At 69.8% G+C, this 12,944-nt stretch carries 15 protein-coding genes; 8 read left to right on the top strand and 7 right to left on the bottom strand.

Going from position 1 to position 12,944, the window contains the following annotated elements:
* Positions 1-61: 61 nt before the first annotated feature.
* Together ACLJRM_RS00665 and ACLJRM_RS00660 are read left to right on the top strand one after the other, a co-directional pair.
* Positions 62-862 (top strand): class I SAM-dependent methyltransferase, encoded by an 801-nt coding sequence (locus ACLJRM_RS00665; RefSeq protein WP_101606597.1) that lies wholly within the window; start codon positions 62-64, stop codon positions 860-862.
* Positions 859-2,061 carry a hypothetical protein gene (locus ACLJRM_RS00660; RefSeq protein WP_410661898.1) on the top strand — a complete coding sequence of 401 codons (1,203 nt, stop codon included), beginning with the start codon at positions 859-861 and terminating at the stop codon, positions 2,059-2,061. Before ACLJRM_RS00665 ends, ACLJRM_RS00660 begins: the two co-directional genes overlap by 4 nt.
* Here ACLJRM_RS00660 and ACLJRM_RS00655 read toward each other — a convergent pair.
* Both ACLJRM_RS00655 and ACLJRM_RS00650 read right to left on the bottom strand, forming a co-directional pair.
* Positions 2,053-2,262, bottom strand: coding sequence for a hypothetical protein (locus ACLJRM_RS00655; protein WP_101606595.1), 210 nt, complete (start codon positions 2,260-2,262; stop codon positions 2,053-2,055). The two genes, ACLJRM_RS00660 and ACLJRM_RS00655, sit on opposite strands and share 9 nt — an antisense overlap.
* Positions 2,259-2,849, bottom strand: coding sequence for a hypothetical protein (locus ACLJRM_RS00650; protein ID WP_101613062.1), 591 nt, complete (start codon positions 2,847-2,849; stop codon positions 2,259-2,261). The genes ACLJRM_RS00655 and ACLJRM_RS00650 overlap by 4 nt, the downstream gene beginning before the upstream one ends.
* Positions 2,850-2,958: 109 nt before the next feature.
* On the opposite strand from ACLJRM_RS00650, the gene ACLJRM_RS00645 reads away from it, so the two are divergent.
* From ACLJRM_RS00645 to ACLJRM_RS00635, 3 genes are all read left to right on the top strand, one after another.
* Positions 2,959-4,158, top strand: a complete 1,200-nt coding sequence (locus ACLJRM_RS00645; RefSeq protein WP_101606594.1) for a sensor histidine kinase — start codon at positions 2,959-2,961, stop codon at positions 4,156-4,158.
* A complete protein-coding gene (locus tag ACLJRM_RS00640; RefSeq protein ID WP_101606593.1) occupies positions 4,155-4,817 on the top strand; it encodes a response regulator in 663 nt (220 codons plus the stop codon). Before ACLJRM_RS00645 ends, ACLJRM_RS00640 begins: the two co-directional genes overlap by 4 nt.
* A gap of 67 nt (positions 4,818-4,884) precedes the next feature.
* On the top strand, positions 4,885-6,324 hold the full coding sequence (locus ACLJRM_RS00635) for an APC family permease (RefSeq protein WP_101613061.1): 1,440 nt from the start codon (positions 4,885-4,887) through the stop codon (positions 6,322-6,324).
* On the opposite strand, the gene ACLJRM_RS00630 is transcribed toward ACLJRM_RS00635, so the two are convergent.
* Genes ACLJRM_RS00630 through ACLJRM_RS00620 form a run of 3 tightly spaced genes read right to left on the bottom strand, consistent with a single transcriptional unit; the run spans position 6,299 to position 8,224 of the window.
* Positions 6,299-6,967 (bottom strand): DUF6885 family protein, encoded by a 669-nt coding sequence (locus tag ACLJRM_RS00630; RefSeq protein ID WP_410661897.1) that lies wholly within the window; start codon positions 6,965-6,967, stop codon positions 6,299-6,301. The genes ACLJRM_RS00635 and ACLJRM_RS00630 overlap by 26 nt on opposite strands.
* On the bottom strand, positions 6,967-7,383 hold the full coding sequence (locus tag ACLJRM_RS00625; RefSeq protein WP_101606591.1) for a GNAT family N-acetyltransferase: 417 nt from the start codon (positions 7,381-7,383) through the stop codon (positions 6,967-6,969). The genes ACLJRM_RS00630 and ACLJRM_RS00625 overlap by 1 nt, the downstream gene beginning before the upstream one ends.
* A 46-nt stretch (positions 7,384-7,429) precedes the next feature.
* Positions 7,430-8,224, bottom strand: coding sequence for an EamA family transporter (locus tag ACLJRM_RS00620; RefSeq protein WP_101606590.1), 795 nt, complete (start codon positions 8,222-8,224; stop codon positions 7,430-7,432).
* A gap of 339 nt (positions 8,225-8,563) precedes the next feature.
* Between ACLJRM_RS00620 and ACLJRM_RS00615 the strand changes: the two genes are divergently transcribed.
* The 3 genes from ACLJRM_RS00615 to ACLJRM_RS00605 all read left to right on the top strand — a co-directional run bounded on the left by ACLJRM_RS00615 (position 8,564) and on the right by ACLJRM_RS00605 (position 10,292).
* A complete protein-coding gene (locus ACLJRM_RS00615; protein WP_016332937.1) occupies positions 8,564-8,743 on the top strand; it encodes a hypothetical protein in 180 nt (59 codons plus the stop codon).
* A 105-nt stretch (positions 8,744-8,848) separates the two neighbouring features.
* On the top strand, positions 8,849-9,712 hold the full coding sequence (locus ACLJRM_RS00610; RefSeq protein WP_410661896.1) for an alpha/beta fold hydrolase: 864 nt from the start codon (positions 8,849-8,851) through the stop codon (positions 9,710-9,712).
* On the top strand, positions 9,693-10,292 hold the full coding sequence (locus ACLJRM_RS00605; protein WP_410661895.1) for a TetR/AcrR family transcriptional regulator: 600 nt from the start codon (positions 9,693-9,695) through the stop codon (positions 10,290-10,292). The genes ACLJRM_RS00610 and ACLJRM_RS00605 overlap by 20 nt, the downstream gene beginning before the upstream one ends.
* On the opposite strand, the gene ACLJRM_RS00600 is transcribed toward ACLJRM_RS00605, so the two are convergent.
* Positions 10,289-11,470, bottom strand: a complete 1,182-nt coding sequence (locus tag ACLJRM_RS00600; protein WP_101606588.1) for an ROK family transcriptional regulator — start codon at positions 11,468-11,470, stop codon at positions 10,289-10,291. The genes ACLJRM_RS00605 and ACLJRM_RS00600 overlap by 4 nt on opposite strands.
* A gap of 11 nt (positions 11,471-11,481) precedes the next feature.
* Positions 11,482-12,942, bottom strand: a complete 1,461-nt coding sequence (locus ACLJRM_RS00595; protein WP_101606587.1) for a sugar ABC transporter permease — start codon at positions 12,940-12,942, stop codon at positions 11,482-11,484.
* Positions 12,943-12,944: the final 2 nt, after the last annotated feature.

The raw sequence follows: 12,944 nt of genomic DNA, 5'->3' as shown, positions 1-12,944 counted from the left end.
ATACTTTCGATACAAACGCGTCAGGACACGGAAAGACCGCGAATCCGGCTATATTCGCGACGTGCTGACCGAGAGCTACCGCTACCCGGACACCGGCGACCACGTCACCGGGATGTTCATCCGACGGCACGAGCCCTACGACGGCTACTGGACGGCCAGTGAGGACCGCGCGCTCGGCAAGGTCGCCGGAAAGCTCGCCGGGATCCTCGGCCCGCGCGAAGAGGTCAAAGCGCTCGACGCCGGATGCGGCGAGGGCCGCCTCCTCCCCTGGCTCGCCGGTTTCTCCGCGGACATCACCGCCGCGGACCCCGACCCGGACAGGCTCGCGAAGGCGAGCGAGACCGTCGTCGAGGACACCGAGTTCTCCTTCGCCGTCTCACCGATCACCGAACTGGGCGGTGGCCCGTACGACCTCGTGATCTGCAGTCACGTCATCCAGCACGTGCCGACGCCCGACGTCGTGCCGATCCTGCGACGGCTGGCCGCGATCACCGCGCCCGGCGGCGCACTGGTGCTGGCCCACAGCCGGTCGCCGCTCGGGCAAGGCGCGTTCAGTCTCGACAGCGTCGAGGCCGGTGGCGAAGTCCGCTCGCGCCGCGTGTCGCGCGAAGAGTTCGACAAGGCGTTGCGTGACGGCGAGGGCCCGGCGCTCCCCGTCCACTACCTCGACCCGGCGGAGGTCGCCGCCGACGCCGCCGCGGCGGGCTGGCGCACCGAGTGGGAGTGGACCTACCACGTCCTCGACGATCTCGGTCCCGCCGACGAGCACATCGACCGCGACGAGCTGGTCAACGCCTCCGGCCCGCTGCGCCGCCACCTCGGCCGGGATCTGGTCACCCTGCTGCGCCGCGAACGCGCGTGACCGCGGTCCTCCTCACCTTCGCCTGGGCGGTCCCGCTGTCCGGGAAGGAGGCGGCGAAGGTGCTGGACGGCGGCCGGGATCGCGGCCTGCTGGTCCATCTCGACGGGAAGCTCGGCGAGGAATGGGCCGCCGCGGAGAACTTCCTCACCAGCTACACCACTCCGCCGCTCCGTCGCGTGCTGCGGAAACGCACCGGCGGTTCGCGGCTGTCGATCCGCGTCGGCGGGGTCAGCCTGCCGTGCGAACTCGTCGTCACCTGGCATCCGGCCTACCACGCGATGACGCTGGTCCTCGCCACCACGATCACCGGACCGGCCGTGGACCGGCCCGCCGCCGAATTCGATCTCGCCATCGCCGTGCTGCAGAGCCTCCAAGGCCGCGAGACGACGAACGGGGAGGACGGGCTGCACGGCGGCTACGGCGAGAAGTCCTTCCCCTCGCTGCTCAAAGCCGTCACGCACATCTTCGAGGACCTGACCAAGGGCTGCGGCCTGACCGAGGGGCTCGGTCGCAAGGGCTGGTGCGTCGAGCTGCGGTCCCACGACGGGCATCCGCCCGCCCAGCGGGTCGCCGCCGATCCCCGGCCGTACTACGGGTTGGCGACCAGCGACGAGGGCTGGCGATTCGTGCCCCGCGAGGTCGCCAGGGACGCGCTCGGCCCGTCTTGGGGCACGCGGTCCTTCGTCGCCGCGTACACGATGGCAGGCGGGATCGTCTGCCTCAACAGCAAGGATTCCGAGTACGTCGAGCACCAGGACGAGCTGATGCGCGGCCCGTTCGGCGCGGCCGAACCGTACTTCGGCATCGACAGCGACATCGGCGGGCTCGACCACGGGATGCTCTTCATCCTCGAACGGGTCCTGATCCGGATGGCGCTGGCCGACCAATGGCTGGCGTCGATCAGAAAGGGCGCGAGCCGCACCCGGCTGCTCCGGGGCTCACTCGACGACATCCTCGAAATGCTGCATTCGGTGCTCCCGCCCGAGGTCGACTCGCTGGAGCGCCGCCTGGTCACCAGCATGGGCGTCGAGCGGATCATCGCCCAGCTCGACCGCCAGGCCGAGGCGATGGACGAGGAGACCAGGTACGCCTACGAGAACACGGTGAGCGCGCGGGTCACGCGGCTCACCGTGGTGACCGTCGTGCTGACGGTCGTCACCATCGTTCTCGGCGTCCTGCAGGTGCTCGTGTCACTCTGACCGGCGGCGCTGCTTGCGGGCGCGTTCGGAGAACAGCACCCCCACGCCCGCGGCCACCATCAGCGCGCTCGCCACGACGTGCATCCCCGGCGGGAGCAGATGGAGCTGGACGAACCAGCTCGGGTTGCTGCTGCCCAGCAGCCGGTTGATCAGCCCGCCCCCGCCCTGCACCAGCAGGAGGATTCCCAGCAGCTCGATCATCGTCGCGCCCCTTCCTTGACCCGGTCGTCGTCCTTGGGAGACAGCTCCTGCCACAGCGGTCCGGTGGCGAACCAGATGGCCGTCACGACACCCAGCCTCGGCAGCCAGCCCCACAGCGGGTCGACCTGCTCGGTGTCACCGACCATCGCGATCAGCAGGAGCAGCACCCCCGCGGCGAGCCCGCAGGCCAGCACGCATTTGAACCAGTCATGCCATTCGGCACGCGCCTTCGCCCGGCCCCTCGGCTTGGGCGGCGGTGGCGGCCCGCCCGCGAACCGGTGGGCGAAGCGCACGTCGGCCCACTTGATCATCGAGTGCCCGAACACCACGCTGAAGCCCAGGTACACCGCGGCGAGACCGTGCACGAAGTTCGCCTTCGCGCCGTTTTGCAGATCGATGACCGTCGCGACCAGGACGACGAGGTCGATCACCGGGGTCAGGAGCAGGAGCACGATGCTCGTCCGCTTCAGCTTGAACAGATAGCGGGCCACCAGGCCGGCGACGATGGCGACCCAGAAGCCGATCTCCCCGCCGGCGACCACGGCCGCCATGGGGTTTTCCGCGATGAAGTCCAGGATCTTGTTCACGGTCCGAGTCTGGCTCGCGTCCGGCGGCTCCGCGTCGGCGTACGGCACGAGATCACCGTCATCAGTTAGTAGGACCCCGTCACGCGGCCCGGTGTGCTGGGATGGACGGGTGCCCACGTTCTTCCCACGCCTGCGCCACCTTCCCTTGTGGAAGCAGGACCTCGTCATCGCGGCGGGGACGTGGGTGCTCGGCGTCCTGGTCTACCTCAGCGGGATGCAGGTACTGCTCAACGGCCCGGACACGACACCACTGTGGATCCGGCTGACCGAACTGACCGTGCTGTGCTCGCTGCAGGTCCTGCGCCGCAAGGTCCCGCTGGCGCTGCTGTGCTCGCTGGTCGTGGTCGGCGTGGACGCCACTTTCGGGCCCTCGCTGCCGATCATCGTCGTCTTCACGGACTTCCTGTACGCGGCGACGCTCTACGGTTCGCGGCGCACCAGCAGGCTGATGATCGGGATCGCCGCGCTGGGGACGCTCGGGGTGGTCTGCCTGGCGCTCCTTTTCACCGCGCAGTGGCGGACCGCGGTCATCGTCGCGTTCGCGCTGCTGCCGTTCCTGGTCACCCCGGTGTGGTGGGCGGCGAACGTGCGGCAGCAGCGGGACATCGCCGAGAACGAACGGGCGAACGCGGTGCAGCTGGCCAAGATCGGCGAGATGGACCGGAAGGTCGCGGTGGCCGGGGAACGCTCCAAGATGGCGCGGGACCTGCACGACGTCATCGCCGGGCACCTGTCGGCGATCGCCATCCAGTCCGAGGCCGCGCTGACGATGTCCACCGCCGACCCGCAGCTGTCCAGGAAGGTGCTGGAATCGGTGCGGGAGAACAGCGTGAGCGCGCTGGAGGAGATGCGCGCGATGATCGGGCTGCTGCGCGCGGATCCCGCCACCGGGAATCCCGAGATCGAGGCGACCGCGCCCGCCCGGCTGGCCGAACTGTCCAAACTGGTCGAATCGGCGCGCGCCAGCGGGCTGGCGGTCGAGGTCGGGTCCATCGTGGACGAGTCCCCGGCCCTGCCCGCCGCGATCGATCTGACCGCGTACCGGATCGCGCAGGAGGCGCTCACCAACGCGGCGAAGCACGCCGCGGGCGGGCGGGCGCTGCTCGACATCCGCGCACACGGAGGCATACTCACCGTCGAAGTGCGCAACGATCTCCGTCCCGGCTCCGGCTCGGGTGACGACGGCGGGACCGGACTCGGCCTGCTGAACATGCGGGAACGCGCCGCCGCGGTGGGCGGCACTCTCGCCGCCGGGCCGTCCGGCGGTGGCTGGCTGGTCCGTGCCGAACTGCCTCTGGAGGGGTCTTGAGTGACGGGAACATCAAAGTGCTGGTCGCCGACGACCACGGCGCGATCCGTGCCGGGTTGATGATGATCCTCGGCAACGCCGAGGGCATCGAGGTGATCGGCGAGGCCGCGGACGGCGCCACCGCCGTCCGGCAGGCGAAGGCCCTGAAGCCGGACGTCGTGCTGATGGACGTCCGGATGCCCGGCGTCGACGGCATCGCGGCCACGCGGGAACTGATCGCCGAGAACCTGTGCGAAGTCCTCGTGCTGACCACCTTCGACCTCGACGAGTACGTCCACGCCGCGCTGCGGGCCGGAGCGGCCGGGTTCCTGCTGAAGTCGGTGGAGGCGTCGCGGCTGATCGAGGCGGTGAAACTGGTCGCGGCGGGCGAAGGGGTGCTCGCCCCACAGGTCACGCGGAAGCTGATCGCCGCGTTCGCCGCGGGGACCCGCGAACCTTCCCTCGTCCCCGACGGGCTCGACGACCTGACCGAACGCGAGCGCGAAGTCCTGGCGTGCCTGGGCGGAGGCCTGTCCAACGCGCAGATCGGCACGCGGCTGCACATCGGCGAGACCACGGTGAAAACGCACGTTTCGCGGGTGCTGACGAAACTGGAGCTGCGGTCGCGGGTGCAGGCGGCGATCCTGGCGCAGGAGAACGGCGTCGTCCTGGACGACTGAGCTCCCACCGATCTGCGAGGTGGGCGGCGATCTTCTAGCGTGACCCTTCATGCGGCGAACTCTGGACGTGGACGAAGTCCTGAAGCGACAGGACTCGGGTGAGCTGAAACGGCGCCTGCACGGGCGCGATCTGATCGGCTTCGGGGTCGGCATCATCATCGGCACCGGGATCTTCACCCTCGCCGGTGTCGAGGCGAAGACCCACGCGGGCCCGTCGGTCACGCTGTCGTTCGTGCTCGGCGCCGTCGTGGCCGGGCTGGCCGCCCTCTGTTACGCCGAACTCGCCTCCAGCGTGCCGACGGCCGGAAGCGCGTACACCTACGCTTTCGCCACGCTCGGCGAGACGTTCGCCTGGATCATCGGCTGGGACCTGCTGCTCGAGTTCGCCCTCGGCGCGGCCGTCGTGTCGCGCGGCTGGTCCGGATACCTCGCGAATCTGATGGGGCTTTCGCCCGACTGGTTCGGCGAAGACGCGAAGGTGAACATCGGCGCGGTCGCGATCATCGCCGTGCTGACCGTGATCGCCGTGATCGGGATCAAGGAATCGGCGCGGGTGACGAATGTGCTCGTGCTGGTCAAGGTCGCGGTGTGCGTGCTGATCCTCGCGGTCGGCGTGTTCTACATCCGCGGCGAGAACCTCACGCCGTTCATCCCGACCGCCCAGCCGCCGACGGACACGGCGGGGGCGCTGCACCAGCCGATCGTGCAAGCCGTCCTCGGCCTGGAACAGTCCGTCTACGGCATCGCCGGGATGGTGACGGCCGCCGCGGTCGTCTTCTTCGCGTACACGGGTTTCGAGGCGCTCGCCAACCTCGGCGAGGAGACCGTGAACCCCAAACGCGATCTGCGGGTGGGGATCCTCGGCGCGCTCGGTGTCTGCGCGCTGCTCTACATCGGGGTTTCGCTGGTGCTGACCGGGATGGTGCCGTTCACCGAGATCGACACGGGTGCCCCGCTGGCCGACGCCTTCGACCGCGTCGGGCAGCACTGGGTGGGCGCGCTGATCTCGCTCGGCGCGGTCACCGGGCTGACGTCGGTGATGATGGTGGAACTGGTGACGATCGGCCGGATCGGGTTCGCGATGGGCCGCGACGGCCTGCTGCCGAAGAAGTTCGGCACCGCGCATCCGCGCTGGGGCACCCCGCACCGGATGACCATCGCCGGTGCCGTGCTGATCGCGGTGCTGGCCGCGTTCGTGCCGATCTCCGAACTCGCCGACATGGTCAGCATCGGCGCGCTGTCGGCGATGATCATCGTCGCGGTCGCGGTCCCGGTGCTGCGGAAGCGCCGCCCCGATCTGGAGCGCCCGTTCACCGTGCCGTTCTCGCCCTACCTGCCCATCGTGGCGGCGCTGGCGTGCTTCTACCTGATGCTCAACCTGGACGTGATGACCTGGCTGCGGTTCGCCGCGTGGATGGCGCTCGGCCTGCTGATCTACGTCCTCTACGGGCGCAAGCATTCCCGCTTCGCGAAGGACGGCCTCAGCTCCACAGACCTGCCGTCGTGATCGCGGCGACGGCGGCCCCGGCGTCGCCGTCGTCCACCACGACCAGCATCCGGTGCAGCGCCGCGGCCAGCCATTCCACCGGCTGGTCGTGCAACCCGTTGTCCCCCGAGGACGGATAACCGTCCATAATGGACACCAGGGTTCCTTCGGCGCCGATCCGCATCCCGGCCACCAGTACGGAATGCGCGGTCGCCGGACGCCAGCGGGACGACCACAGCGGCGGGACACCCGTGTCGAGGTAGTCGAGCAGCGCCCGCACCGGGGTGTCGTGCGCGCCGAATTCGGCCGGGTCGACCTCCGCGATCAGCGCGACCCGCGGCAGAGGCCAGAGCGCGGCCAGGAGCATGAACAACGACTGCGGCGCCCAGTCGCCGGTGGCGGGCACCGCGACGAGCCGTCCTCCCGACAGCGTCCCGATCGCCCGCGCCAGACCCTCTTGGGTGGCGCCCGCCAGTGCCGCGACCTCGTCCTGGTCCGTGACGTCGAAACCCGCCGCGCGCAGGGCGGCCAGCGTCGCGAACGGCCCGGCGAGCCCGTCCTTCTGCGGGAGTTCGGCTCGTGCGACGGCGACGAGATGTTCGCCGCCGGGCAGCCAGCGGCGACCGGACAGACCGGTCCGGTCGCCGTCGATTCCGGAGGACATCAGTCGTCGAACGTCCACGACTGCATGACGAACCGGCCTTCGTTCGCCGCACCGGCCGAAGCGTAGGTCGCCAGCGCGGCCTCGTTGTCCGTTTCGACGCCGACCCACATTCCCCGGCACCCTCGTTTCCGCGCGACCCCGGCCAGCGCGTCGACCAGGTCGCGGCCGATCCCGCGCCGCTGGTAATCCGGGCTGACGTCGAGTTCGTTGAGGAACATCTCGGTGCCCTTGTCCGGATGCGTCACCTCGGTACCGGTGATCATCCCCGCGGGTTCGCCGTCCTCGTAGGCGATCAGCAGGTGGTTCTCCTCCCCCGCGAGGAACTTCTCGGACGCCGCCCGGTCCGCGGGACCGTCGAACAGGTGCTGGGCGGCGACGACCTCTTCGACGGTGCCGGCCCGCCGGATCTCGGCCACGGGTCCTCCTGATGGTGGTAGCGCCACAGGCTGGTCAGTATCCCGCTCAGAGCGGCGCCGAGCCATCGTCTTTCCTCGGCGACCGCAGCGCCACCCCGGCGACGACGGCCAGCGTGCCGAGCGCCTCGGGCAGGGCCGGGACCTGCTTGAGCCACAGGAAGCCGACCACGCCCGCCGTGACCGGCAGCAACGCGAGCAGCAGCGCGAACCGCGCCTGCCCGGCCTTGCGCAGGACCACCTGGTCGAGGGCGTACGGCACGACGGTCGAGAGCACGCCCACCCCGATGCCGAGCAGCAGCAGCCGTGGCGAACCCCACACCGCGCCGGTGCCGAACGCCAGCGGCGACAGCACCACGGTGCCGACGGCGAACCCGACGGCCAGCCCGTCGATCCCGTTCCCGCCGACCGCCACCCGCTTCCCGAGCAGGATGTACCCGGCCCAGGCGGCCGCCGCGCCCAGCGCGAAGAGCACGCCGAGCAGGCTGCCTTCGAGCCGGACGTCCGCGATGGCGATCACCCCGGCCACCACCAGCAGCAGTGCGAAGACGTCGCGACGGCTCCGCGAGCCGAAAGCCGCCACCACGACGGGCCCGGCGAACTCCAGCGCGACCGCGGTGCCGAGGGGCAGCCGCGCGATCGCCTCGTAGAAGAGCACGTTCATCCCGGCGGTGACGATGCCGAACGCGCCCGCGAGCAGGAACGTGCGGCCGGTCCACGCGGAACGGGGTGGCCTGCGCCACGCCAGGAGGACCACCGCGGCGCCGAGGCAGCGCAGCCATGCCACCCCCGCGGGTGAGGCGACCGAAAAGAGACCTACGGCGACGGCCGCACCGGCGTACATGGAAATTCCGCTGAGAACGAACAAGAACGGCGCCGGCACGCTCGAGAGGCGGTGCCGGACGACTGCGATACCCACCCTCGCATGGTGCCTGACGTGGGAAAAGCCGGTTCGGCGGGGAGTCTTCTCCTACGTTGCGTGATTACGCTACGGCATCCGAGGTAATTACCAGTGACAAATGAGACACCCGCACGGGAACACTTGCGGGTCGCCAAACGTCTGGAAGAGTGGAAGCACGAACACGGCGGGGCCGGGAACGAACGTTTCCGGCATCAGTGCCGAAGTGGTCGTAGCTGGATCGATGGCACCGGGTCACCGGTGCCGGGACGGAGGGAGACTCCAATGACTTCACCGACGCTCACCCGCCCCGAACTGACCGCTGCCGACCGATGCGACCGGTGTGGAGCTGCAGCCCAGGTTCGAGCCATTCTCAGCACCGGTGGCGAGTTGCTCTTCTGTGGTCACCACGCCCGCGCACACGAAACGAAGCTCAAAGAAATGTCCGCGGACATTCAGCGGTAGTCCACCAGTCCACGACCACCGGCGGCCGGCTACTCCCCAGGGAGAGAGCCGGCCGCCCTGTTTTTGTCTTGTAAATACATACAGACAGAATGTATGTTAACGAGCATGACGACCAGCGACCTCCTGGGCGAGGTGCACGAGGTGGACCTCGGCAGCGCCCGTATCCGCTACCGCGACCGCGGCGAAGGCCCTCCTGTGGTCTTCGTGCACGGACTGCTGACCAACGGCCTGCTCTGGCGCAAGGTGGTCCCCGCGGTCGCCGGTGCCGGCTTCCGCTGCCTGACCCCGGACTGGCCGCTGGGCTCGCACGACGTCCCGGCCCCCGGCGCCGACCTGAGCCCGCCCGGGGTCGCCGCGCTCATCGCACGATTCCTCGAAGCGCTCGACCTGACCGACGTCACCGTGGTCGCGAACGACACCGGCGGCGCGCTCACGCAGCTGCTCATGACCACGGCCCCGGACCGGGTGGGCCGGGTCGTGCTGACCCCGTCGGACTGCTTCGAGCGGTTCCTGCCGCCGATGTTCGCGGCGCTGAGCCCGCTGGCGCGGATCCCCGGCGGCACCTGGTCACTCGTGCAGGTGATGCGGTCACGAGCGCTGCTGAAGGCCACGAACTTCGTCTGGGCGATCAAGCATCCGGTGCCCGGCCACATCCTCGACGCCTACCTGCTGCCCAGCAGGCGGAGCCCGGAGATCCGCGACGACCTGCGCCGCTTCATGGCGGGCATCGACAAGCGCTACACGCTGACGGCGGCCGAACGGCTCCCCGCGTTCGAGAAGCCGGTGCTGCTGGTCTGGGCGCCCGAGGACCGGCACTTCCCGCTGCGGCTGGGCCGCAAGCTCGCGGATGTCCTGCCGAACGCGGAACTGAAGACGATCGAGGACTCGTACACCTTCGTGCCGGAGGACCAGCCGGAGCGGCTGAGCGGCATGGTGGTGGAATTCCTGCGTGCCCACGCCACGACGTAGCCAGACCGAACGATCGCAGTCGACGCAGACCGCGCTGATCACCGCGGCGCGGACGCTGTTCGCCGATCCGGGTTACGCCGCCGTGCCCGCCGACGAGATCGTCCGGGCCGCGGGCGTCACCCGTGGCGCGCTCTATCACCACTTCGGGGACAAGCAGGGGCTGTTCCGCGCCGTGATCGAGCAGATCGAAACGGAGATCACCGAGGAGCTCCAGGACGTCCTGCGCTCGGCTGACGACCCGTGGGCGGCGGCGCTCGGCGCGCTGAGCCGCTTCCTCGACCTGTGCCTGCGGCCCGAGGTGGTGCGGATCTCGCTCACCGACGCCATCTCCGTCCTCGGCTGGCAGGAATGGCGCGAGCTGGAGAACCGGTACGGGCTGGGCCTGATCACGGAGATCCTGGAGGGCGTCGCCGCGGACGGGCGGCTGGTCGCGGCGCCGATCCCGGAGCTGGCGCAATTGGTGCTGAGCGCCTGCGCGGAGGCCGCGCTGATGATCGCGCACGCCGAAGACCCCGAAGCGGCGAAGGAGAAGTCCCTCGCCGCTCTGGTGACCCTGCTCTCCGGTCTTCTGCGGACCTAGACCGTGTCCAGGATCATCTCGAAGGCCGCCTCGGCGGCACCCAGCAGCTTCACGTCGGCACCCAGCGCGGAACTCACGATCTGAGTCCCGCCCACGGCGCGGCTGACGAGACTCCGCCGCCGGACCTCGGCCGCCACCGACCGCACGACCGAATCGGGCAGCACGGTGAGCAGGTCGCCCAGCACGACCAGCTGCGGGCCGAGCAGGTTGACCACGTTCACCAGGCCCAGCGTCAGCCATTCCGCGAACTCCGAGAGCCGCTCTTCGGCCGCGTGCGGGTCCCGGCCCAGTTCGCGCAGTTCGAACAGGATCGCCCCGCGCGGGGTGTCCTCGGGCAGGTCGAGCGCGCGGCACAGGGCCGCCTCGCCGACCTCGGTCTCCCAGCAGCCGCTGGACCCGCAGTAGCAGGGACGGCCGCCCGGACGGATCGCCATGTGCCCGATCTCGCCGACGTACCCGGAGCCGCCGCGCAGCGACGAGCCGTCCGCGATGATCCCTCCCCCGACCCCGACGTCGGCGGAGACGTACACGGCGTCGGAGGAGCCCCGCGCGGCACCGCGCAGGTGTTCGGCGATGGCGCCGAGTTCGGCGTCGTTGCCGACCAGGACGGGGACGCGCAGCACACCGCCGAGCCGTTCCCCGAGCGCCACGTCGGTCCAGCGCAGGTTGGGCGCCTCGTGGACGTGCCCGTCCCCCCGGCGGACGACGCCGGGCACGGACACCCCCACCGCGATCGGCTGCACGCCGAGATCGCCCGCCAGCATGGTGGTCGACTCGATCACGTGCGTGATCACCTCGTCGGCCTCCCGCATCCGGCCGCGGAGGTTCCAGCTGTTGCGCCCGAGGATCTGGCCGCCGAACCCGACCAGCGCGATCGCCACGTGTTCGACCTGGAGATCGACCGCGAGCACCACCGCCGCGTGCGGCTGGGGCAGGACCAGGAGCGAGGGGCGGCCCGCCCCTCGTCCCGGCCTGGGGACCCTCTCCTCGACGACGCCCGCTTCCGCGAGGCCGTCGACGAGGGTCTTGATGGTGCTGCGGTTGAGCCCCAGCTCGGTGGCCAGGGTCGCCCTGGTGCTCGGGCCGCTGACGTGCAGCAACCGGAGCAGGGTCGTGCGGTTGTGCCTGCGCACCTCGTCTGGTCGTGCAACGGGTGTGCTGGTCACGGACTTCATCATTCCATGCGGACTCAGCGCGGCGACGCAGCCGCGCGGCGCCGGGACAGCGCGTCCACCGTTGCCGCGAGCAGCAGCACCAGACCGGTGACGATGTTGACCACCGCCGCCGACTGCTTCAGCAGGCCCAGCGCGTTCTCGACGACCGCGAGCACGAGGCCACCGATCACCGCGTCCACGACCCGGCCCTTGCCGCCGAACAGCGAGGTACCACCGATGACGGCGGCGCCGACCGCGAACAGCAGCGTGTTGAGGCCACCGGCCTGCGGGTCGACCGAACCGACCTTCGACGAGTAGACGATCGCGCCGATCGCCGCCACCGCCGAGCAGATGACGAACACCGAAGCGCGGATCTTCTCGACGTTGATACCGGCGCGGCGGGCCGCTTCCCGGTTGCCGCCGACCGCGTAGATGTGGCGGCCGTACTGCGTGCGGTTGAGCACGTAGGTGCCGAGCACCAGCAGCGCGAGCACGATCGGCACGACGTACGGGACACCGGAGATCACGATGTTCGGGTTGGGCGCGCGGTTGATCGTGAGCAGATAGGTCGCGATGGCCGCGACGACCGCGATCGCGCCGACCTTGAACAGCACCATCGGCGTCGGCTGGGTGACCAGGCCGCGTTTGAGCCGCGAGAAGTGCTGACCCAGGCTCACCGCGGCGAAACCACCGGCGGCGACCACGAACAGGATCCAGCTGCCCAAAGTGGACAGGTTGCCGTTGGCGACCTTGAACAGCACGTCCGAGGTGCTGATGCCGAGCGTGCCGCCCTCACCGATGAACTGGAGGATGACACCTTGCCAGGCAAGGAAAAGCGCCAGCGTCACGACGAACGACGGCATGCCGATCTTGGAGACGAGGAACCCGGTGAGGACACCGATCGCGCCACCGACGCTGATCGCGAGCACGATCTCGATCCACGGGTTGGCCGCCGCTCCCGAGAGCACCAGCACGATGGCGAGCACGGCGAACCCGACACCCGCCCAGATCCGCAGGATCACCCCGAGCAGACCGGCGATCGCGAGCACCACGAGGAACGTGATGAACACGCCGTTCCCCATCCCGCCCAGCAGGTTTCCGTTGCGCACGTAGTGCATCGCGAGGACGGCGGCGGTCACGCCGGACGCGGTGCCCGCGGACAGGTCGATCTCGCCGAGCAGCAGCACGAACACGATGCCCATCGCGATGATCGCCTTGCCGGCGCCCTGCGCCATCAGGTTCGCGATGTTGTTCATCGTCAGGAAGGTGTCCGACAGCGAGGCGAACACGATCACCAGGACGAGCAGGCCGAGCAGCGCGGGCAGCGAACCCAGCTGTCCCGCCTTGAGCCGGGAGAAGTAGTCGCCGATCGCCTCACCCGTTGACATCGATGTCGTGTCGATGCCGAAGTCCGTGATGGCCGCCGACGGGTTGAGCGCGGAAGCCGCCGACTTGCCCCCCTCCGGCGAGGCGGGCTTTGCAGGAGTCTCAGTCATTT

Source organism: Amycolatopsis sp. lyj-84 (assembly GCF_046549075.1).
Lineage (GTDB): Bacteria > Actinomycetota > Actinomycetes > Mycobacteriales > Pseudonocardiaceae > Amycolatopsis.
Note: the sequence above shows the minus strand (reverse complement) of the source record. Positions and strands in the feature narration are given on the sequence as shown.